18 protein-coding genes are annotated in these 21,065 nt (G+C 64.8%); 11 read left to right on the forward strand and 7 right to left on the reverse strand.

The features are described from left to right. Positions 1-277 precede the first annotated feature (277 nt). Complete coding sequence (locus IE071_RS13310) at positions 278-736, forward strand: SPFH domain-containing protein (RefSeq protein WP_189441706.1); 459 nt, start codon at positions 278-280, stop codon at positions 734-736. Positions 737-897: 161 nt separating this feature from the next. After that, on the forward strand, positions 898-1,527 hold the full coding sequence (rsmG, locus tag IE071_RS13315; protein ID WP_189441708.1) for a 16S rRNA (guanine(527)-N(7))-methyltransferase RsmG: 630 nt from the start codon (positions 898-900) through the stop codon (positions 1,525-1,527). A 6-nt stretch (positions 1,528-1,533) separates the two neighbouring features. On the opposite strand, the gene IE071_RS13320 is transcribed toward rsmG, so the two are convergent. Then, positions 1,534-2,889 carry a GH1 family beta-glucosidase gene (locus tag IE071_RS13320; RefSeq protein ID WP_189441710.1) on the reverse strand — a complete coding sequence of 452 codons (1,356 nt, stop codon included), beginning with the start codon at positions 2,887-2,889 and terminating at the stop codon, positions 1,534-1,536. Between the two features lie 131 nt (positions 2,890-3,020). Between IE071_RS13320 and IE071_RS13325 the strand changes: the two genes are divergently transcribed. The 5 genes from IE071_RS13325 (at position 3,021) to IE071_RS13345 (ending at position 7,266) form a co-directional block, all read left to right on the forward strand. Next, on the forward strand, positions 3,021-4,112 hold the full coding sequence (locus IE071_RS13325) for an ABC transporter ATP-binding protein (protein ID WP_189441712.1): 1,092 nt from the start codon (positions 3,021-3,023) through the stop codon (positions 4,110-4,112). Between the two features lie 46 nt (positions 4,113-4,158). Beyond that, positions 4,159-5,031 (forward strand): ParA family protein, encoded by an 873-nt coding sequence (locus tag IE071_RS13330; protein WP_189441860.1) that lies wholly within the window; start codon positions 4,159-4,161, stop codon positions 5,029-5,031. A 3-nt stretch (positions 5,032-5,034) separates the two neighbouring features. Next, positions 5,035-5,904, forward strand: a complete 870-nt coding sequence (locus IE071_RS13335) for a ParB/RepB/Spo0J family partition protein (protein WP_189441714.1) — start codon at positions 5,035-5,037, stop codon at positions 5,902-5,904. Positions 5,905-6,099: 195 nt separating this feature from the next. Continuing rightward, a complete protein-coding gene (locus IE071_RS13340; protein WP_189441716.1) occupies positions 6,100-6,816 on the forward strand; it encodes a glycosyltransferase in 717 nt (238 codons plus the stop codon). 81 nt (positions 6,817-6,897) lie between these two features. Next, positions 6,898-7,266 (forward strand): DUF488 domain-containing protein, encoded by a 369-nt coding sequence (locus IE071_RS13345; protein WP_189441718.1) that lies wholly within the window; start codon positions 6,898-6,900, stop codon positions 7,264-7,266. A gap of 12 nt (positions 7,267-7,278) precedes the next feature. Here the strand turns inward: IE071_RS13345 and IE071_RS13350 are convergent, their stop codons facing one another. Beyond that, positions 7,279-8,229 (reverse strand): patatin-like phospholipase family protein, encoded by a 951-nt coding sequence (locus IE071_RS13350; RefSeq protein ID WP_189441720.1) that lies wholly within the window; start codon positions 8,227-8,229, stop codon positions 7,279-7,281. Between the two features lie 222 nt (positions 8,230-8,451). Between IE071_RS13350 and IE071_RS13355 the strand changes: the two genes are divergently transcribed. Continuing rightward, the gene (locus tag IE071_RS13355; RefSeq protein WP_189441722.1) at positions 8,452-10,224 is read left to right on the forward strand and encodes an SLC13 family permease; all 1,773 of its coding nucleotides are present in this window, start codon (positions 8,452-8,454) and stop codon (positions 10,222-10,224) included. Positions 10,225-10,510: 286 nt separating this feature from the next. Here IE071_RS13355 and IE071_RS13360 read toward each other — a convergent pair whose 3' ends face one another. Continuing rightward, positions 10,511-11,488, reverse strand: coding sequence for a helix-turn-helix transcriptional regulator (locus tag IE071_RS13360; RefSeq protein WP_189441724.1), 978 nt, complete (start codon positions 11,486-11,488; stop codon positions 10,511-10,513). A gap of 136 nt (positions 11,489-11,624) precedes the next feature. Between IE071_RS13360 and IE071_RS13365 the strand changes: the two genes are divergently transcribed. Beyond that, positions 11,625-12,530 carry a hypothetical protein gene (locus tag IE071_RS13365; protein WP_189441726.1) on the forward strand — a complete coding sequence of 302 codons (906 nt, stop codon included), beginning with the start codon at positions 11,625-11,627 and terminating at the stop codon, positions 12,528-12,530. Between the two features lie 77 nt (positions 12,531-12,607). Further along, positions 12,608-13,426, forward strand: a complete 819-nt coding sequence (locus IE071_RS13370; protein WP_189441728.1) for a DUF481 domain-containing protein — start codon at positions 12,608-12,610, stop codon at positions 13,424-13,426. A gap of 62 nt (positions 13,427-13,488) precedes the next feature. Here IE071_RS13370 and hemC read toward each other — a convergent pair whose 3' ends face one another. After that, positions 13,489-14,406, reverse strand: a complete 918-nt coding sequence (gene hemC, locus IE071_RS13375) for a hydroxymethylbilane synthase (protein ID WP_189441730.1) — start codon at positions 14,404-14,406, stop codon at positions 13,489-13,491. 268 nt (positions 14,407-14,674) lie between these two features. On the opposite strand from hemC, the gene IE071_RS13380 reads away from it, so the two are divergent. Continuing rightward, complete coding sequence (locus IE071_RS13380) at positions 14,675-14,881, forward strand: hypothetical protein (RefSeq protein WP_189441862.1); 207 nt, start codon at positions 14,675-14,677, stop codon at positions 14,879-14,881. Between the two features lie 210 nt (positions 14,882-15,091). On the opposite strand, the gene IE071_RS13385 is transcribed toward IE071_RS13380, so the two are convergent. The 3 genes from IE071_RS13385 to IE071_RS13395 form a co-directional block, all read right to left on the reverse strand. Next, positions 15,092-18,166: an efflux RND transporter permease subunit gene (locus tag IE071_RS13385; RefSeq protein ID WP_189441732.1), complete on the reverse strand. Its 3,075-nt coding sequence runs from the start codon at positions 18,164-18,166 to the stop codon at positions 15,092-15,094. Positions 18,167-18,175: 9 nt separating this feature from the next. Next, complete coding sequence (locus IE071_RS13390) at positions 18,176-19,336, reverse strand: efflux RND transporter periplasmic adaptor subunit (protein WP_189441733.1); 1,161 nt, start codon at positions 19,334-19,336, stop codon at positions 18,176-18,178. Positions 19,337-19,477: 141 nt separating this feature from the next. Next, positions 19,478-20,992: an efflux transporter outer membrane subunit gene (locus IE071_RS13395; protein WP_229792901.1), complete on the reverse strand. Its 1,515-nt coding sequence runs from the start codon at positions 20,990-20,992 to the stop codon at positions 19,478-19,480. Positions 20,993-21,065: the final 73 nt, after the last annotated feature.

The following is a 21,065-nucleotide window of genomic DNA, read 5'->3' on the forward strand; positions in this document are numbered from 1 at the left end:
CTTCCGGTGCCCGGATCGTTAGCGTGGCGATTGATGGTGGCAGTCCGCTATCGGAGAAATCCCGCTGTGGCAGTGCAACAACCGGTCGATAAAGGTTTGAGCGATCGGCGATTTACCAAATCTGTGGATGGCGTCCTACTTTTGCCGGATTCCGACTATTGTTAAAAAATCCATTCCGTCGTTAAATCAAGGTTAATCTTCGCGGACTCAACCGACTGTATCCTCAACTTCCCGCGACATTGAACAAACCACGGCCAAGTTGCTGTTTTTTCATACCATGATGACTCTGTTGACCCTCCTGCTCCTGCTGCCTGTCGTGCTGATTGCCAGCGCGGTCAAGGTTGTGCCGGTCGGCCAGGTCTACAGTCTGTATCGGCGCGGCAAGCCGGTGCGTCTGCTGCAGGCGGGCATGCATCTGGTGCTGCCGTTGCTGGACCGGGTCGCGCACAAGATCAATCTGGCTGGTCAGACGCTGCGTTTCGAGCAGCCGCTGGCCGATGCGCATGATGTGCGTGGCACGGTGTACTGGCAGGTGCTGGAGCCGGAGCGCGCCGACGCGGTGTTCGAACAGGTCGATCAGCTGATTCGCCGCGGCGCGCAGGAAGCCTTGCGTGACGAGCCGGCGACCGACCATGCCGATCGCCGCGACTTGAGTGCACGCGTGAAGCAGTCCTTGAACAGCGCGCTGCGCGAGCGCGGCATGATGGTGACCCGGGTCGAGCTCGACGTGGCCTGAGTCGTGAATCGCGTCAGGGCGACCGAGAGCGCCCACGCCACAGGGGATTTGTGAATCTTGCAACCCGCTTCGGCGGGTTTTTCTTTTGTCGGTTTGCATCCGTGCTGGCATCGTTGCCGTCCGGCCGGGATACTGCCGGCCCCGGATCACAGGAAAGCATCATGGCTGCGCGCGACGCCTTGCAGGCACGACTCGAACAAGGCATTGCCGAACTGGGACTGAGCCTGCCGGTCGACGCCGTGCCGCGCCTGCTCGACTATCAAGCCCTGCTGGAACGCTGGAACGCGGCCTACAACCTCACCGCCGTGCGCGATCCGGCGGAGATGGTCACCCGCCACCTGCTCGATTCGCTGGCGATCCTGCCGTACGTGCAAGGCCAGACCTTGGCCGACCTCGGCACCGGACCGGGTCTGCCGGGCATTCCGCTGGCGATCGCCGCGCCGGGACGCGAGATCCTGCTGGTCGATTCCAATGGCAAGAAGGTGCGCTTTCTGCGCGAAGCGATTCGCGCGCTGAAGCTCGATGGCGTGCGCGCGGTGCAGTCGCGGGTCGAAGACGTCGAAGGCCAGTACGACTGCGTTACCGCGCGCGCGTTTGCCAGCATGGCTGACATGCTCGGCTGGGGCGGCCATCTGCTGGCCCCGGACGGGATCTGGCTGGCGATGAAGGGCAAGCGGCCGGACGACGAGTTGCCGGGGATTCCGTCAGGATTCGAAGTGCGCAGCACGCATGAACTGGCGGTGCCGGGGCTGCCGGCCGAGCGCCATCTGCTGGTGCTCGGCCGCACCTGATCCGGATTATTCGTCCAGCACGCCGCCGTTGCTCTCGATCACCTGCGCGTACAGTTTTGCGGTGGCTTTCGGGGTGCGCTGCTGGGTGGCGAAGTCGACGTGGTACAGCCCGAAGCGCTTGGAGAAACCCAGCGACCACTCCAGGTTGTCCATCAGCGACCACGCGTAATAGCCCTTCAGGTTCACCCCGGCGTCGATTGCCCTGTGCAGCGCCTTGAGGTGTTTGCGCAGATAGTTGGTGCGTAGCGGATCGTCGAGCACGCCGTTCTCGGCCACCGGCGGATCGTAGAACGCCGAACCGTTTTCAGTGATGTACAGCGGGATGTCGCCGTAGCGATCCTTGAACCAGGTCAGCGTGTCGGTCAGGCCTTGCTCGAACACTTCCCAGCCCGTTTCGGTATAGGTCTTGTTCGGCTGACGCACCGGCACCGCCTTCAACGGATACGCGTTCGAATCGTGCTTGACCACCGCGCGGGTGTAGTAGTTGATGCCGACGAAGTCGACCTTCTGGTTCGTCAGTTTGAGATCGTCCTCGGGGAAATCCGGCCACGCGTCGCCGAAGATCTCCTTCAGCTCGGGCGGGTAGCTGCCGAGCAGCGCCGGATCGGCGAACTGCTGGTTCATGTAGGCATGCGCGCGACGCGTGGCGGCCACATCTTCGGCGCTGTCCGAATGCGGGTATTTCGGCTCGATGTTGAACACCACGCCGATCTCGTGCTTCCCATGTGCGCGATACGCCTGGATGCCGGCGCCACTGGCGCGCATCAGGTTGTGCGCGGCGATCGGTGCCTCGTATTTGTTGCGGTGGCCCGGCGCCAGCGCACCGTGCAGATAGCCGCCGTCGGTGACCACCCACGGTTCGTTGAGCGTGGCCCAGCGCGGCACGCGGTCGTCCAGCGCCTTGAACATCACTTCGGCGTACTCGGCGAACCAGTGTGCGATGTCGCGATTGAGCCAGCCGCCGCGGTCGTCCAGCGCGGCCGGCAGGTCCCAGTGGAACAGCGTGGCGTTCGGCGCGATGCCGTTTTCCAGCAATTGATCCACCAGTCGCGAATAGAAATCCAGTCCCTTCGGGTTGATCCGGCCGGTGCCCTCGGGCAGTACGCGCGCCCAGTTGATGCTGAAGCGGTAGCCGTGCAGGCCCAGCGCTTTCATCAACTGCACGTCGTCCTTGTAGCGACGGTAGTGATCGCAGGCGATATCGCCGGTATCGCCGTTGCTCATCATCCCCGGCGTATGCGCGAAGCGCTGCCAGATGCTGGGGCCGGCGCCATCGGCCAGTGGCGAGCCTTCGATCTGGTAGGCCGAGGTGGCGGCACCCCAATGGAAGCCGTCAGGGAAGCGGAAGCTGGGGCGGGTCATGGGGATACCTGCGACTAAAATGCTTGATGTAAACGATTACATGGGCAGAATAGCCCAATGCTCCGCCGATGTGCAGACAAGCGCATGCTTCGGCGGGACGGCCATCGTGGCCTTACGCACCGGAGATGCCGATGGCCGCCGTACGACTGGACCAGCTGCGCAAGACTTACCCCAATGGCAACGTGGGCGTGGCCGGGGCCAGTTTCGAGATCGCCGATGGCGAGTTGCTGGTGCTGGTGGGGCCGTCCGGCTGCGGCAAAACCACCTTGTTGCGGATGATCGCCGGGCTGGAAACGATCAGTGGCGGCACCCTCAGCATCGACGGCAGCGTGGTCAACGAGGTGGCGCCGAAGGATCGCGATATCGCGATGGTGTTCCAGAACTACGCGCTGTACCCGCACATGACCGTGGCCGAGAACCTCGGTTTCGGCCTGAAGCTGCGCGGCCACAAGCAGGCCGACATCGACCAGCGCGTGGCCGCGGCGGCGAAGACGCTGGAGCTGGAAGCGCGGCTGACATCACGCCCGGCGGCGCTGTCCGGCGGCCAGCGCCAGCGCGTGGCACTGGGCCGCGCATTGGTGCGCGATCCCAAGGTCTTCCTGCTGGACGAGCCGCTGTCGAATCTGGACGCCAAACTGCGGTTGTCGATGCGGGTGGAGATCGCGCGGCTGCATCGCCAGCTCAAGGCCACCATGATCTACGTCACCCACGACCAGATCGAGGCGATGACGCTGGGTCAGCGCATCGTGGTGCTAGACGGCGGGGTGATCCAGCAGATCGACACGCCGATGAACCTGTACGAAAAACCCGCCAACCTATTCGTGGCCGGTTTCGTCGGTAGCCCGGCAATGAACCTGCTGCACGGCACGCTGCGCCACGATCGCGGCTGGGTGCTGGCCACCGCGCACGGCGATATCGCGCTGGGCCAGCCGCCGCAGTCGGCGGCTTGGGAATCGTGGCGCGATCGTGAGGTGGTGCTGGGGATTCGCCCGGAGGACCTGCAGCTGCAGGACGCTGGCGATGCCGCACTTATCGCCCAGCTGGAAGTGCTGGAACCGGTCGGCAACGAGATTTTCCTCAACCTGCGCCATGGCGCGCAGGCGCTGGTTTCACGGGTGTCGCCGCGGGCCTTGCCCGAGCCGGGCAGCACGGTATCGCTGGGTTTGGTGGCGCAGCGCCTGCACCTGTTCGATGCCGCCAGCGGCGCGCGGATCGGCGCCTGAGGGCGGGCGGCACTCGGCGGAGTGAGGCATTACACTAAACCCTCTCCTGCGTACGGTAGCTATCCATCCATGGCTCGCATCATCGCTGTCCACCACTGCCGTCAATCTCGCCGCTGCGCTGGCTGCCGCGAAGCGCAAGGTATTGCTGGTCGACTTCGATCCGCAGGGCAACGCGACGATGGCCTCGGGCATCAACAAGCGCGAGATCAAGGCCAGTGGCTGCGAGGTGCTGCTGGAGGAAGTGGAGATCAGCGCGGCGATCGTGCCGACCGATGCGCATTACGACCTGCTGCCGGGCAACGGCGACCTCACCGCCGCCGAGCTGAAGCTGATGGACGCGCTGGCGCGCGAGCATCGGCTGAAGGAGCTGTTGGCGAAGGTCTCGGCGAACTATCACACCATCCTGATCGACTGCCCGCCGTCGCTGAACCTGCTCACCCTGAATGCGCTGACCGCCGCCGATGGCGTGCTGATTCCGGTGCAATGCGAATACTTCGCGCTGGAAGGCCTGTCCAGCCTGCTCGACACGGTCAAGGCGGTACGTCACCGGCTGAATCCGACACTGGAGATCGAGGGCCTGCTGCGCACCATGTACGACGTGCGCAACAACCTCGGCAACGAGGTTTCCGCCCAGCTCACCCAGCATTTCGGCGACAAGGTGCTGCGCTCGATCATCCCGCGCAACGTGCGTCTGGCCGAAGCGCCCAGCCACGGCCAGCCGATCCATCTGTACGACCGCAGTTCGCGCGGCGCGATCGCCTATATCGGCCTGGCCGGCGAAATCATCCGGCGCGAACGCGCGCTGACGCGCACCGACCACGTCGATCCGGTCGACAACATTGAACCGCCGGCGGCCGCATCCGCGCACGGCGACAGCGGCCCGACGCTCAAGGCGCCGGCCGCCAACCATCAGGAATAAAGCATGGCTGCTGCGAAGAAACGTGGATTGGGACGCGGGCTCGATGCCCTGCTTGGCGGCGACGGCGAGGCTGCGCCGTCCGTGCTGGCGCAGGAAGGCGAGTTGCGCATGCTGCCGATCCAGCAGATCCAGCCCGGCAAATACCAGCCGCGCCGGCACTGGAACGATGAGGCGCTGGACGAACTGGCCGCGTCGATCAAGGCGCAAGGTGTGATCCAGCCGGTGGTGGTGCGCGAACTCGGCAAGAACAGCTACGAGCTGATCGCCGGTGAACGTCGCTGGCGCGCCGCGCAGCGTGCCCAGTTGGGCGAGATTCCGGCGCTGATCAAGAAAGTATCCGAAGAAGCCGTGCCGGCGATGGCACTGATCGAGAACATTCAGCGCCAGGACCTCACTCCGCTGGAAGAAGCCGATGCGCTGAAGCGTTTGATCGACGACTTCGACCTCACCCACCAGCAGGCCGCCGACGCGGTCGGCCGCTCGCGTGCATCCGTGTCGAACATGCTGCGGCTGACCGAGATGCCGGAATCGATCAAGCGGCTGCTCGACGACGGCAAGCTGGAAATGGGTCACGCGCGCTGCCTGCTGACCCTGCCCGAGCACGATGCCGAAAGGCTGGCGCTGGAAGCGGCACGCCACGGCTGGAGCGTGCGCGAGCTGGAAGATGCCGCCCGGCGCGCACAGCAGGAGCCGAAGGGCAAGGCGAAGAGCGCGTCACCGCGCGACGCCAACGTCGCCGATCTGGAACGCCAGCTCAGCGAACGCTTCGCCACCCGGGTCGAACTGGCGCAGGGCCGTGGTGGCCGCGGCAAGCTGGTGATCCATTACCACAGCAACGACGAGCTGGACGGGATTCTCGGCAAGATCCGCTGATGCTTATTCTCCCTCCCCTGCAAGGCAGGGGAGGGTTGGGGAGGGGTGCTCTTGATCTGCGCCTTTCAAGTCAAAAGCCTTACCCCCTCCCAACCTCCCCCTGCGTGCAGGGGGAGGAGCAGCATGCGCTTTGGCATTAAACTGCGCACCTGCTGCGTCGAGTGCAGCCGTTGCCCCTGCTGAAAGGCTTCCCCCATGCCGCAACTTTCCGTCGTCGTCCCCGTCTTCAACGAGCGCGACAATATCCCGCCGCTGCTCGCCGAAATCGCCACCGCGCTGCGTGGCAAGGTCGATTACGAAGTCATCTACATCGATGACGATTCCAGCGACGACAGCCGTGCCGTGCTGGCCGCGCAGAAATCCAGTCATCCGGAACTGCGCGTGCTGCATCACGTCACCCGCAGCGGACAGAGCACCGCGGTGTGGAACGGCGTACGCGAAGCGACGTCGCCGTGGATTGCCACGCTCGATGGCGACGGCCAGAACGATCCTGCAGATATTCCGAAGCTGTTGGCTGCGCGCGATGCGGCGGTCGCCGAGACGCGGCTGTTCGCCGGCTGGCGCACCACCCGTCGCGACAGCTTCAACAAGCGGATCTCCTCGAAGATCGCCAACGCGGTGCGTTCGCGCATGCTGCGGGACGCCACGCCGGATACCGGTTGCGGCCTGAAGCTGTTCGATCGCGAAGTGTTCCTGCGCCTGCCCTACTTCGACCACATGCACCGCTACCTGCCGGCACTGGTCAAGCGCGCCGGCTTCCAGAGCCAGAGCGTGCCGGTCGGCCATCGCCCGCGCACCGCCGGCGTGTCCAAGTACGGCATGCTGGACCGGCTGTGGGTCGGTCTGGCCGATCTGCGCGGCGTGGCGTGGCTGATGCGCCGTGGCAAGGTGACCAAGGTCGACGAGCTCTGAATCGAGAGAACGCTGATCTACGTCATGTCGTACTGATCCGGTAGTCGTATGCTGGCGATCTTCCCGTTCGGGAGACCGCTCATGAGCATCGCCGTCAAACGTGTCTACGAGCCGGCCGCGAAAGCCGATGGTTATCGCGTGCTGATCGATCGGCTATGGCCGCGTGGACTGAGGAAGGACGCGGTGTCACTGGATCAGTGGGCGAAGGAACTGGCGCCGTCGACCGCATTGCGTCAGTGGTTTGCGCACGAGCCGGCGCGCTGGGACGGGTTCCGTCATCGTTATGCCACCGAGCTGGATGCCGCCGCGGAGCACTGGCGTCCGCTGGCCGAGCGGGCGGCGCGACATGTGGTCACCCTGCTGTATGGCGCGCGCGACGAAGAGCACAACAACGCGGTAGCGTTGAAGGCGTACCTGGAGAACTGGTTGCATATGCACGGCCCGCGTTGAGGCCGTATCGACTCAGGACGGGCGCAGCGGCGTGGCGGATTTCGACCAGCCGGCCAGCGCTTCGCGAGCCTGTTCACGGCCGTGTTCGATCAGTTCACGGGCGCGATAGAACTCATAGGCGGTCGACATGTTGCGCGGCAACTGAATCAGCAGATCCGGCTCGTACGCCGCCAATCGCAGTCGCGAGAGATTGGCCTGCATCAGATCCATCGACTGGTAGAGCAGGTCCAGCGCGCCGGGCTCGCGCGGTTTGCCTTCGCTGTGTGGCAGGATCCGGCCGAAGAATTCGCCGACGCGGTGACGAAAGCTGCCCTCGTCGGCCGGGTCAATCTCCTCGATCGCGACGGGTGCCATCTGCGCCGGGCCGTCCATGCTGACGGCAAACAGATAATCGGCCGGATCGCGGATCAGCGGCGTCACCGGCACCGGATTCAGCAGCGCGCCGTCGACCAGCCGACGCCCGTCAAGATGATGTGGCCGGAACACGGTGGGGATCGCGATCGAGGCACGGATCGCGTCGAACAACGAGCCGCGGGTCAGCCACACCTCGCGTTCGCGGTCGAGGTCGGTGGCGACCGCGGTGAAAGCGAGCGGCAACTCCTCGATGCAAACGTCGCCGATCAACTCGCGCATGGTGCCGATGATCTTCTCGCCCTTGATCAGGCCGCCGCCGGAAAACGTCCAGTCGAGCAGCTTGAACACGTCGAGCTTGGCCAGCGTGCAGACCCAGTCGCGATACACGTCGAGCTTGCCCATCGCGTACACGCCACCGATCAGCGCGCCCATCGAGGTACCGGCGATGGCGGTGATCTCGAAGCCTTGCGCCACGATCTCCTCGATCGCACCGATATGCGCCAGCCCTTTCGCGCCACCGGCACCGAGCGCCAGCGCCACGGTCGGTTTGCGCGCTCCGGCGGATGGCTCCGGCACGATTGGCGCGGCGGAAGTATCGTGGACTTTCATGGCTGACCTTCAATCACGGATGGCATGCTTTGTCGTGATCATGCGGTCTCCTGCGTCGAGGCGCTGTAGTGCAGAAAGCATGAATCACGTTGAATATCGAGCCAAGTCTGCGCCGGCTGGTTAGGATGAAGCCAAGCCGCAGTGGCAACAAGTCCTGGAATCACGCATGCCATCCGTTGACCGAACCCCGTTCCGATCGCCGTTTCGTCGTGGAGCTGGCGCATGAGCTGGCAGGCGTGGGCCACGGTGGCCGTGATCGTGCTGGCGATGGGCCTGTTCGCCAGCGAGAAGTTGCGCATCGATCTGGTGGCGTTGCTGGTGTTGGCGGCGCTGGTGATCCTGGGCATCGTCAGCCCGGTCGAGGCGCTGAGCGGATTCAGCAATGAAGCCACGGTGACGGTGGCGGCGATGTTTGCGCTGAGCCTGGGCATCGAACGCTCCGGGGCGCTGGAGCCACTGACCCGGCTGCTGATGCGGATCAAGCGGCCGTGGCTGCTGACCCTGGCCCTGATGCTGGCGATCGCGCCGCTGGGCGCCTTCATCAAGAACATCGCGCTGGTCGCCACCTTTCTGCCGCTGGCGTTGCGTGTATGCCAGCGCACGCACACCTCGCCGGCGCGCGTGCTGATGCCGATGGCCTACGCCGCGCAGATGGGTGGCGTGTGCACGCTGATCGGCACGTCCTCGAACCTGCTGGCGGACAGTCTGGCGCAAGAGCACGGCATGGCTGCCTTCGGCGTGTTCGAATTCACCCGCATGGGTGTGGTGCTGGCGGTGGTCGGCATCGTCTACCTGATGCTGGTCGGCCGCTGGCTGCTGCCGCGCCAGGTGAACGCCGAGATGCCCGAGCAGGAGGAGATCGGCAAATACGTGACCGAACTCGAAGTGACCGGGCAGTCGTCGCTGCTGGGCAGCAGCATCACCGATGCCCGGCTTGGCGAGCAGTTCGGTGTCTATCCGCTGGAGCTTCTGCGCGGCGAGAAGCGCATGTGGTCGCCGCGCAGTCAGGAGATCGCCGTCGGCGATGTGTTGCTGGTACGTGGCGACTGGGAAAAGATCGAGGATTTCCGGCGCCGCGCCGGACTGCGCAGTGCGCCGGACAGCCGCTATGTGCAGGACACCAATCACCTGCGCGTGATGGTCGAGCTGATGGTCGCGCCCGCCAGTCCGATTGAAGGTCGCCGGCTGGATGAAACCGGCCTGCGTTGGCGCTACGACGCGGTGGCGCTGGCGATTCACCGCCGCGGCCAGCTACTGCGCGACAAGCTCAGCGACGTCAGCCTCGCGGTAGGCGACGTGTTGCTGGTGCTGGTGGACGAGGAGGCGATGTCCAACCTGCGCAACGACGAGGCATTCATCGTGCTGAGCGAGCGCGAGGAAGCCCATCGCACGCCGCGCAAGGCGTGGTACGCCGTCGCGATCATGGCCGCGGTGGTGATCGGTTCCGGCCTGCACTGGCTGCCGATCCCGATCGCGGCGATCTGTGGCGCCACCGCGATGGCGCTGACCGGATGCTTTGGCCGTAAAGACGTCTACGAAGGCATCGACTGGAAGATCATCATCCTGCTCGGTGCGATTCTGCCGCTGGGTATCGCGATAGAGAAGAGTGGTTTATCGCAGACGCTGGTGCAGATGGGGCTGGGCGTGGTCGGCAACCATGGCCCGCTGGCGGCGTTGCTGATGGTGTATCTGCTGACCGCGCTGCTCACCGAACTGATGGGACACAATCCGTCGGTGGTGCTGATGGTCGGCATCGCCGCCTCGGTCGCGCATGCGATGAACGTGGATCCGCGACCGTTCGTGGTGGCCGTTGCGTTCGCCGCCGCCACCTCGTTCGCCACGCCGGTGGGCTATCCCACCAACACCATGGTCTATTACGCCGGTGGTTACCGTTTCACCGATTTCATGAAGGTGGGCATTCCGCTGATCCTGATCTTCTGCGCGCTGTCGATGTGGCTGATCCCGCTGTTCTGGCCGTTCCACCCGCTTCAATAAAGCAAAGCGCCTTTTGCGTTTGCTCTCTCTCCCCTTGCGGGAGAGGGTTGGGGAGAGGGGGACACGCCGCGCTGGCGGCCGGCTAGGAAGCGCGTTTGCTTGAAAGGACTTCTGCGCGTCTTCGATCACTTATGTCGCGAGCACCGGGCCCTCTCCTTCCCGCAAGGGGATTTCCTTCGGTCACAATCCTCTCCCGCAAGGGGAGAGGAGGCGATCGTGCCGTGCGGGTTCGCATCTTCGTGCATTTGAATACACGAGGATTGCCCGGTATTCCCGCCCATCGGTTTTATTGTCGGGCGTAGCCCGACAGCGCCAGTTGCAGCAGGATCTTCATCTCCTCGCGCAATGGCAGCGGTGCCACCACTTCCGCATCCGGGCCGTACTTGAGCACGTCCATCAGCAGCTCCTTCGAATTGGAGTAGGGCACTTTCAGTTCGTAGCGGCCGTCGGGCAGCCATTCGCCCTTCTGCTGCGAGTGCCAGTGTTCGTCGGCGACCCAGCGTGCGGCGTGCGGCGAGAAGCGGATGGTCGCCCATGCCTTCGGCTTGCCGGCGAAGATGCCGTAGCTGGAGGCGAGCAGGTCGTTGAGATCGGCCTCGCCCACATCGGTGGCGGCCGCATCCAGTGACTGCGCCTCGACGATGCGATCGACCGCAAAGCTGCGCAACGCCTCGCGGTCGTGATCCCAGACGTCGAGGTACCAGTTGTCGCGGTAATGTGTCAGTCGCTGCGGCGACACCGTGCGGCGGCTGTCCGCGTTGGTGGTGCGCGCGCGATAGCGGAAGCGCAACTGTTTCCGCTCCAGCACGGCGCCGGCGACGATGCGGAACACCTGCTGGTCCAGCTTGCGCTCGCCCCAGGGGATCACCCGGATCCGTTCGATCGGCAACGCCTTGCCGCTGCCCTGGTCGGACAACAGGCCTTCGATGCGCGCCTTGAATGGAGCCAGCGCGCCGGCCAGCACGCCGGGGCCGGAACGGCTGATCAGTTCGTTCAGGGCCAGCAGCGCGGCCAGTTCGTCCGAGGTCAACCACAGCCCCGGCAGCTCGAACTTCTCGCCCTCGCCGACCTCGTAGCGGAAGGCGGCCTGATCGACGCCGGCACTCTCGATCGGTGCGCCCAGCGCATCGCGCAGAAAGGCCACGTCGCGATACAGCGTGGCGCGCGAGCACTCCAGTTCACCGAGCAGGCGCGACAACGGAATCGGGTAGTGCGCCGACTTCAGCAATCGGTGCAGGGTCAATATGCGTTCGTAGCGATCCATGGCACTTCATCAGGGCATGCGTGGGTGCAGCGTTGTAGCATGGGTGCGTGCTGCAGTACTCGCAAGCCCGCCCGCCATCCGGATGGCTGTGACGCGATCGCCTGTGCTGAATTCTCTGCCTTCAACCGGTTCATCCATGCAGCCTGTCCGTGATTTGCCGAATACTGCCAAGCCCGCCAATGATGCGGACAAGCCGCCGGCATATTGGCGCGCAGAGTCGGTGGCGCCGTTGTGGCGGATATTGGCGGCCAGTGGCTACGGCTTGTGGACCTGGCTGGGGCTGGCGCTGGTGCTTGGGTTGTACCCGGCTGGCCGCAGCGGCACCTTGCTGCCGCTGTGCGTCGGCACCGTGCTGGTGAGTATCGGCCTGCTGGTGGCTTGCCTGCCATGGCGCGGAGCATCGGGCTGGTATGGCTGGCATCCGCGGCGGGACAGCCGCCCGACCGGGGCGGCGCTGCTGGCGCTGGCGACGTTTCTGCCGATGTTGGCCGTGGCCGGGCTGGCACGCGGCGACAACATCTTTTGGGCAACCCGGTTGGCCGGTGCGGTGTTGGCGTTGTGCAGCCTGGCCAGCTTGGCCTACACCGGGTATCGCTTTCGACGGCAGCTGTCGCCGGCCTCGCAGCGCGCCTCGGCATCGTTACCACTCAGCCGGCTGGTCTTCGCCGGCTACGCCGGAGGACTGTGGCTCTGGCTGTGCACGCTGGCCGAAGGTGAGCTGGTGGCTCCACGCGGCCTGTCCCCGTGGATCCTGCTGCTGCTGACGCTGGCCTTGCTGCTGGGTCTGCTGGAGGGTCAGGCCTGGCAGGCGCTGGCCAAGCTGGGTGCACACGGCAACGCAAGCCTCGAACATGCGTTGCAGCCGGCGCGCTTTGTCGCGGCACTGTTTACCTTTGTATTTCCATGCATCGCCCTGTTGCTGGCAAGGCAGGATGGGGTCGATCTGGCTGCGGCGGCAGTGGCTGTACCCAGTTGCCTGTTGGGCAAGTGGCTGGAGCGTTACTTGTATGAATCGCTGCTGCTGCGTGGCCCGGCGGGTTGACGGTCTCTGTTCATTGCGAGTTCAAGCCGTGCCGTTAAGGTAGCGCATCACTATTACTTAACAAACGGACTGTCCCGATGAAAAAGACCTTGATCGCCGGCCTGCTGCTGGCCGCTTTCGCGAGCTTCGCCGCGCAGGCCCAGGATGCCTCGACCGACCCCAGCGCGGCTGCCAACAATGGTGGCTGGACCGGTTCGGGCGAGTTCGGCTTTGCCTCGGCCACCGGCAACACGCGTTCGCAGAACATCAATGCCAAGCTCGGCCTGAACCAGGAAAACGAGCAGTGGAAGAACAACTTCTACGTCGACATGCTGCGCGCCAAGAGTCAGCAGAAGGTGGTCGATTCGGCCGGCAACACCATCGACGAGTTCAACACCACCGCGAACCGCTATGACGGTGGTGCCTCGGTTGGCTACAAGCTCGATCCGCGCAGTTACATCGTCGGTGCCGCCCGTTACGAGCACGACGACTTCGGCGCCAACCTGTGGCAGGGCGTCGTTTCGCTCGGTTACGGTTACATCGCCCTGAAGGACGATCGCAACGAGCTGTCGTTCGAAATCGGTCCGGGTTACAAGCGCTACCGCCCGGCCGACGTGGATGTGCTGGTCGGCACCGTGATGGTGCCGCAGCGGCAGATGACGCAGGGCGAAGTCGTGGCTCGTGGCTTGGTCGACTACAAGTTCAAGATCAGCGCCAACACCGCGTTCGAGAACACGTTCCTGATGGAAGCGGGCTCGAAGAACACCTATCTGCAGAACGACGCCGGTCTGGCAGTCAGCATGACCAAGAAGCTAGCGCTGAAAGTCGGCTTCCAGGTGCGTCACAACAGCGACGTGCTGGTGGGCGTCAAGAAGACGGATACGCTGACCACGACCAACCTGGTCTACAGCTTCTAAGCAGCGGTTTGCGCAACGTGGCAATGGCGGCCCTTCCGCGCGAGCGGGAGGGCCGCGTTGCGTTAGAGGCCGAGCAGCTCGCTGGCACCCTGTGCGAGCAGGTCCGCTGCGACCTGGTGACCCAGTGCCACCGCCTGATCGCTCGGTCCGCTGGCTTCCGCGTGCAACAGCCGACCGCTGGCCGAATCGCCGACCATGCCGCACAGATGCAGGCCATGTTCGCCCAGCATGCACCAGGCGCCGACCGGCACCGTGCAGCTGCCGCCGAGTGCCTGGTTCATCGCGCGCTCGGCGCTGATGGTGAGCCGCGTATCGGCATCATCGAGTGCGGCCAGCAGGCTCAGCACGCTGGCATGGTCGTCGCGTGCCTCGATCGCGATCGCCGCCTGGCCCGGTGCCGGCAGCCAGTCCGGCGCGGCCAGCCGCGAGCGGATGCGTGAAGCCAGACCGAGCCGTTCCAGTCCGGCACAGGCCAGCACGATCGCTTCGTAATCGCCGGCATCGAGTTTGCCCAGCCGGGTGCCGACATTGCCGCGCAGGTCGAGCAAGACCAGGTCCGGCCGCAACGCGCGCAACTGCGCCTGCCGGCGCAGCGACGAGGTGCCGACCTGTGCGCCGTGCGGCAACGCGGCGAGATCCGCGTAGTCATTGCTGACGAAGGCATCGGCCGCATCGGCGCGCGGCAGGATCGCCGGCAACACGAAACCCGGCTCCAGCTGCGACGGCACATCCTTCAGCGAATGCACGGCCAGATCGGCGCGACCTTCCAGCATCGCCACCTCGAGCTCCTTCAAAAACAGACCCTTGCCGCCGATCGTCGCCAGCGGCTGGTCGAGAATCTCGTCGCCGCGCGTGCTCATCGGTACCAGCTCCACCGTCAGCCCCGGATGCGTCGCGCGCAGCAGCGCGGCGACGTGCTCGGCCTGCCACAGCGCGAGCGCGCTCTTGCGGGTGGCGATACGCAGGGTGGAAGGATTCATCGGAACTCCGCGGCATTCGGCAAGCGCGCATTGTCGCGTAGTTTCCGCGCCGCGGTGCAGTGGCGTATCCGCGCAGGGTTGTGCGTCCAACAAGCAGATGGAGCGGTATGGCGCGTGGTGTATCCGGCAAGGCGGATTTCGCGCGGTCTGGTCGGCGGAAGGCATGCATTCTTGCGACATGAATAGCGAAGTTCCTGCGGCCGCATTCACCTTGCTGTAATGGATTTCCTTGCATGCTGCATTCCTCTCAAGCAGCGAGGTGGCCGTTATGGGAATTCTGGATACTCTGGGTGAAGTGGCAGGTGCGATTGCTGCCGTTGAAGGTGCCGAAAAGCTCGATCCGAATGCGGGCCTGTTGACGAAAGGCCTCGCCGCTGTTGCCGGTTTCAAGGGTACCGGTGCGCTCGAGTCGCTCGTCGAGAAAAAAGAAGGTGAAGGCGAGCCGAGCGACGCTGACGCTACTCCGCAAGCCTGATACCCCAGTTCGAATCGCCGGGCCAGCCTCCGTCAGGGGGCTGGCCCGTTCGTTTTCAGTTCCTGCGCAGAGCTGCTCGCAAGCAAGGCGGCTGCAGACCCCGGCATCCGGCAGCGCCACGCGATTGGAATTCAAAGAAAAAGGCGCGGTTGACCGCGCCTTTTCCCGGGATGCCTGAGTGCTATCGACGCCTGGGCGAGGCTGTCACTTTCAGGCCTGCAAGGTCGGCTCCTCTGCCGCCAGCCGCTGATCGTCCGACGGCTGACCTCCGTGATGATCGGCAGCCAGCAGCAGGTAGAACGCCGGCACCACGAACAGGGTGAACACGGTGCCGATGGCCAAGCCGGTGGAGATCACCAGGCCCATGTTGAAGCGGCCAGCCGCGCCCGCACCGGAAGCGATCACCAGCGGCAGCACGCCCAGCACCATCGCCGCGGTAGTCATCAGGATCGGCCGCAGGCGTACCGCCGCGGCGTGTTCGATCGCCTCGCGTTTGGACATGCCGTCCAGTTGCGACTGATTGGCGAACTGCACGATCAGGATGCCGTGCTTGCTGATCAGGCCCATCAAGGTCACCAGGCCCACCTCGGTGTAGATGTTGAGGCTGGTGAACAGGTTGACGAAGATCAGCGCGCCGAACAGCGCCAGCGGCACCGAGACCAGGATCACGATGGGATCGCGCAGGCTGTTGAACTGCGCGGCCAGGGCCAGGAACACGATGATCACGGCAAACAACAAGGTCGCGCCGAAACCGCCGGACTCCTGGGTGAACTGGCGTGACTGGCCGGCGTAGTCCACGTTGTAACCGGTCGGCGCGACCTCCTTCACCAGATCACGCAGGTAGGTCAGTGCATCGCCTTGCGACAGCCCGCTGACGCCGGAGATCGTGGCCGAGTTCAACTGCTGGAAACGGTTCAGCGACTGCGGCACCACCTGCTTGGTGATCTTCGCCACGGTCGATGCCGGGATCACCGAGCCGTCCGGCACACGGATGTAGTAGTCCAGCACCTGGTTCGGATTGAGCCGGTCGACCTGCAAGACCTGCGGGATCACCTTGTACGAGCGGCCGGAGATCGAGAAGTAATTGACGTAGCCACCGCCCAAGGCCGAGCCGAGTGCGGCACCGACATCCTGCTGGGTCAGCCCCAGCGTGGTGATCATGTCGCGGTCGAGGCTGACCGTACTCTGCGGCTTGTCGACCTTGAGGTCGGAGTCGACGAAGTAGAACTTGCCGCTGGCCTGCGCCTTCTGCAGTACCTGGGTAGCGACATCGTTGAGGTTCTCGAACGGCTCGGTGGTGGTGATCACCACCTGGATCGGCAGGCCCGACGCGCCCGGCAACGGCGGGAACTGGAACGCCGCCACGCGGCCGCCGGCGATGCCGTTCCACTTGTCCTGCAAGACTTGCTGCAGTTCGTGCGCGCTGCGGTGACGCTGGTCCCATGGCTTGAACAGCACGCCGCCGATGCCCTGGTTGATGGTGGGCACGCCGGTCAGCTGGAACATCTGCTCGTATTCCGGCACCTGCTTGGACAGATCGAACATCTGCGTCGCATAGACATTCATCTGCTGCGCCGTCGTGTTCGGCGACCCCACGACCTGACCGACCACGATGCCCTGGTCTTCTTCCGGCGCCAGTTCCGATTTCGAGGTCATGCCCAGCGCGATGGTGGCCAGCAACAGCAACGCACTCATCACCACGATCACCGACCAGGTCGACAAGGTGTTGTGCAGCACGCGCTGATAACCCTGGTGCACGCGTTCGAACTGGCGGTCGATGAACTGCACGAAGCGGCCATTCTCCTGCTCGTTGCGGAAGAACCGGGAGCACATCATCGGCGACAGGGTCAGCGCCACCACCGCCGACACTGTCACCGCACCGGCGAGGGTGAAGGCGAATTCGCTGAACAGCGCACCGGTCAGTCCCTTCTGGAAACCGATCGGCACATACACCGCGATCAGCACCACGGTCATCGCCAGAATCGGTCCACCCAGCTCGCGCGCGGCGAGCAACGCAGCCTGCAATGGCGTCTTGCCCTCCTCCTTCATGTGCCGGTCGACGTTCTCGACCACGATGATCGCGTCGTCCACCACCAGGCCGATCGCCAGCACCAGCGCCAGCAGGGTCAGCAGGTTGATCGAGTAGCCCAGCGCCAGCATCACGAAGAAGGTGCCGATAAGCGACAGCGGCATCGCGATCACCGGGATGATCACCGCACGCAGGCTGCCGAGGAACAGGAAGATCACCAGGGTGACGATCAGCAGCGCCTCGGCCAGCGTCTTGACCACCTCGTTGATCGAGCTGTTCACGAACTTGGTGCCGTCGTAGACGATCTCCCCGGTCAGTCCGCTGGGCAACTGGCTCTGGATGTCCGGGAACGCCTCGCGCACGCGCTTGGCCACGTCCAGCACGTTGGCGTCGGGCGCGACCTTGATGCCGATGAACACCGAGCGCTTGCCGCTGAAGGCCACGTTGAAGTCGTAGCTTTCCGAGCCCAACGAGACCGTGGCCACGTCCTGCAGACGCACGATTGCGCCGTTGACCTGCTTGATCGCCAGCTGCTTGAACTCATCGACCGAGTGCAGCGCGCTGTCGGCGGTCAGATCGACCGTCACCGCCTGGCCCTTGCTGGAGCCGACCGCGGCCAGATAGTTGTTGGAGCCCAGTGCCGTGTTCACATCGCTGGCGGTGATGCCATGTGCCGCCATCTTGGCCGGGTCGAGCCAGGCACGCAGCGCGAACTGGCGTGCGCCGAGCAGCTCGGCGGTCTGCACGCCATCGATCGAATCGAGCTTGGGCTTGACCACGCGCGCGAGGTAGTCGGTGATGTTGTTGGTCGGCAGCACATCGCTGTAGAAGCCCATGTACATCGCGTCGACCGTCTCGCCGGTCTGCACGTTCAGCACCGGCTGCTGCGCCTGCGGCGGCAGCTGGTTCTTCACCGAATTGACCTGGGTGGTGATCTCGGTCAGCGCGCGGTTGGCGTCGTAGTTCAGACGCAAGGTCGCGGTGATGGACGACACACCCTGCACACTGCTGGAGGACAGGTAATCGATGCCCTGCGCCTGCGAGATCGCCTGCTCCAGCGGCTGGGTAACGAAGCCGGCCATGGTTTGCGCATCGGCACCGTAGTACGCGGTGCTGACGGTGACCGTGGCGTTCTCGGTCTTCGGGTACTGGCGCACGGTCAGGCTGCTGACAGCCTTCACGCCCAGCACCAGGATCAGCAGGCTGACGACGATCGCCAGCACCGGCTTGTTGACGAACAGGTCGGTGAATTTCATGGCGTTTGCTCAGTTTTCCTGCGGCGCGGGATGAGCGCTGTCAGCCGGCTGCACGCTGTTGTCGATCGCGATCGGCGCGTCGTTCTTCAGCTTGATCTGGCCACTGGTCACGACCACGGTACCGGCTTCGATACCCTTGACGATCGCCACCTGGTCGCCGCGGGTGTCGCCTACCGTGACAAAGGTCTGTTTCACCGTGGACGGCAGCGGCTGGCCCTTGTCGTCCTTGCCCTTGGACGGCTGCACCACGTACACGGTGTCGCCGTACGGGTTGTAGACGATCGCCGCCTGCGGCAGGGTCAGCTGGCGTTGCTGGCTGCCGGCATCGACGCTGACCTTGGCGAACATGCCGGGGGTGAGCGCCTTGTCGTGGTTGGGCACGGTCGCCTCGACCTGCACGTTGCGCGTGCCGGGATCGACCTTGGGGTTGATCGCGTTGAGCTTGCCGCTGAAACTGCGGCCGGCGTAGGCATCCAGCTTCATGTTCACGACCTGGCCCACCTGCAGGCGACCCAGTTCGCTTTGCGGCACGTAGAAATCGACGAACAGCGGATCGAGCTGCTGCACCGTCACGATCGTGGTGCCGGCGCTGAGGTAGGCGCCGGGGCTGACGGTGATGATGCCGGCGCGGCCGGCAAACGGCGCGCGCAGCTGCTTCTTGGCGACCACCACTTGCTGCTGCGCCACGGCGGCCTGCTTCGCCTTGAGATCGGCGGCGGCGGTGTCGTAATCGGCCTTGCTGATCGCCTGCACCGCGAGCTGCTTGCGCGCTCGCTCGAAGGTGAGCTGGGACAGCTGCGCTGCGGCCTCCAGCTGTTGCAGCTGGGCCACGTCGTCGCCGTCGCGCAGCTGCACCAGCACCTGGCCCTGCTTCACGTCCTGCCCGGAGGTCAGGTTGACTCCGGTGACCAGGCCGGCCACATCCATCGCCAGATCCGCGCCCCTGGCCGCGCGCAGTGTGCCGACGGCACTCAGCGACGGCTGCCACGGTTGTTCGCTGGCGGTGGTGGTGCTCACCGTGAACGGCGCCGGCTTCGGCATGCCGTGGATCATCCGCACTATCAGCAGCGCCTTGATGCCGACGATAAGCGCGATCAGCAGCACCACCCCGAGAATCATCCAGAGCATGCGCTTGGTGGTGCTGGGTTTCTTCTCGACGCGCGTGGTCATGCGCGAACTCCTTGGGTTATTGCGATCATCCACGATCGCGAAAGTCTAAAAGCGGACATCCTGTCCGCGAGGCTGTTTTTGCGATCGTCCATGATCGCGAAGATCAAAAAGCGGGCATCCTGCCCGCATTCCTGATAGGAGCTACGGATTCTGCTTGGCGACGTTCATGTCGGCGTCACTGCGCCAGCCGCCACCGAGTGCGGCGTACAGGGCGGCGGTATCGCCAAGTCGTGCGGCGCGTGCCTGGATCAGAGCGATAAGCGCCTGCTGGTAACTGCGCTGGGCATCGAGCAGGTTGATATAGCCGGTCGCACCCATCTGATATTGCTGGCGGGTCAACTCCAGTTGCTGCGCTGCCGCGCTTTCGGCGATGGCTTGCGCGGCCAGCCCTTGAGCGTCGTATTCGAGCGCCTGCAACGAGTCGGCGACATTCTGGAAGGCCACCAGCACGGTCTGTTGCCAGTCCGCCACGGCCTTGTCCAGGCCGGCCTGGGCGGCACGCTTCTTGTGCAGCAGCTCGCCACCATGGAACAGCGGCTGGGTCAGGCCCAGGCCCAGCGACCAGGCGTCGGTGCCGGCGGAAAACAGATCGCCGGCGCGCAGCGCCTGCGAGCCGGCACTGCCGGACAGGGTGATCTGCGGCAGCATCGCCGCGGTGGCCACGCCCACTCCGGCCGAGGCCGCATGCAGTTGCGCCGAGGCCGCGCGGATATCCGGGCGCTGTTCGACCAGGCCTGAAGGCAGGCTCACCGGAATGTCCTGCGGCAGGCTGATCGCATCCAGCGTCAGCGGCGACAACTCCAGTTGCGCCGGGGTGGTGCCCAGGTAGGTCGCCAGTTGGTTGCGGGTCGCGGCGAGCTGCGCGCGCAGCGGTGGCAAGGTGGCTTCGGTAGCGGCCAACTGCGTGCGCACGGCCAGCGTATCGGACAGCGATTTCGAGCCGATTTGCTGCTGTTGCTGGGCGATCTTCAGACTCTTGCGCTGGGTGTCGAGAATCTGTTCGGTCGCGTGCAACTGCTCGCGCAGCGAGGCCTCCTGCAGTGAGGCGGTGACCACGTTGGCGGCGAGAGTCAGATAAGTCGTGTCGAGCTGGGCGCGCTGATAGTCGGCCTGCGCCAGCTGTGCCTCGATGCCGCGGCGTACACCGCCGAACAGATCCAGCGTATAGCCCACGCTGACTGACGCGTTGTAGACGGTAAACGGGCCGAGCCCGCCGGGAATCCCCGACTGCGCCGCTGATTGCTTCTCGCGGGTGCCGCCGGCTGAGGCGTCCAGCGACGGAAACAGGCCACCACGGGTCGCGTTGGCGCTTTCCTGCGCCTGCCGAAGTGCGGCCTGGGCCGAGGCAATCGACGGGCTGTGGCTGAGTGCCATGTTCACCCGGCGGGTCAGTTCGGCATTGCCGAACGTGGTCCACCAGCGTGTGGGCACGTCACGACCTTGCATGAAGCGCTGTGCATCGCCATCGGCGCCCTTGCTCGACACCGTGGCGGAAGGCAATGGCTGTGCGGTGTAACGATCCACCGGCGGAGCGTCCGGGCGGTGGTAGTCGGGGCCGACGGCACAGCCGGCGAGGGACAGCCCGATGAGCAGGGCAAGCGCGCGGGCGCTGCCGGTCAGCACGATGGGCTTCAGGTCAGACAGGTGACTGGACAAGGGAATGGCCTGGCAGGGTGGAGCCGGTCGGCACAATAGCATACTGATTAGTTCAGATATATGTCATGGACAT

The organism is Rhodanobacter panaciterrae, from assembly GCF_014651895.1.
GTDB lineage: Bacteria > Pseudomonadota > Gammaproteobacteria > Xanthomonadales > Rhodanobacteraceae > Rhodanobacter > Rhodanobacter panaciterrae.

Coding starts and splice junctions, on each gene's coding strand:
- IE071_RS13310 (WP_189441706.1), top strand. CDS start 278: ATGATGACTCTGTTGACCCTCCTGCTCCTGCTGCCTGTCGTGCTGATT.
- rsmG (WP_189441708.1), top strand. CDS start 898: ATGGCTGCGCGCGACGCCTTGCAGGCACGACTCGAACAAGGCATTGCC.
- IE071_RS13320 (WP_189441710.1), bottom strand. CDS start 2,889: ATGACCCGCCCCAGCTTCCGCTTCCCTGACGGCTTCCATTGGGGTGCC.
- IE071_RS13325 (WP_189441712.1), top strand. CDS start 3,021: ATGGCCGCCGTACGACTGGACCAGCTGCGCAAGACTTACCCCAATGGC.
- IE071_RS13335 (WP_189441714.1), top strand. CDS start 5,035: ATGGCTGCTGCGAAGAAACGTGGATTGGGACGCGGGCTCGATGCCCTG.
- IE071_RS13340 (WP_189441716.1), top strand. CDS start 6,100: ATGCCGCAACTTTCCGTCGTCGTCCCCGTCTTCAACGAGCGCGACAAT.
- IE071_RS13345 (WP_189441718.1), top strand. CDS start 6,898: ATGAGCATCGCCGTCAAACGTGTCTACGAGCCGGCCGCGAAAGCCGAT.
- IE071_RS13350 (WP_189441720.1), bottom strand. CDS start 8,229: ATGAAAGTCCACGATACTTCCGCCGCGCCAATCGTGCCGGAGCCATCC.
- IE071_RS13355 (WP_189441722.1), top strand. CDS start 8,452: ATGAGCTGGCAGGCGTGGGCCACGGTGGCCGTGATCGTGCTGGCGATG.
- IE071_RS13360 (WP_189441724.1), bottom strand. CDS start 11,488: ATGGATCGCTACGAACGCATATTGACCCTGCACCGATTGCTGAAGTCG.
- IE071_RS13365 (WP_189441726.1), top strand. CDS start 11,625: ATGCAGCCTGTCCGTGATTTGCCGAATACTGCCAAGCCCGCCAATGAT.
- IE071_RS13370 (WP_189441728.1), top strand. CDS start 12,608: ATGAAAAAGACCTTGATCGCCGGCCTGCTGCTGGCCGCTTTCGCGAGC.
- hemC (WP_189441730.1), bottom strand. CDS start 14,406: ATGAATCCTTCCACCCTGCGTATCGCCACCCGCAAGAGCGCGCTCGCG.
- IE071_RS13380 (WP_189441862.1), top strand. CDS start 14,675: ATGGGAATTCTGGATACTCTGGGTGAAGTGGCAGGTGCGATTGCTGCC.
- IE071_RS13385 (WP_189441732.1), bottom strand. CDS start 18,166: ATGAAATTCACCGACCTGTTCGTCAACAAGCCGGTGCTGGCGATCGTC.
- IE071_RS13390 (WP_189441733.1), bottom strand. CDS start 19,336: ATGACCACGCGCGTCGAGAAGAAACCCAGCACCACCAAGCGCATGCTC.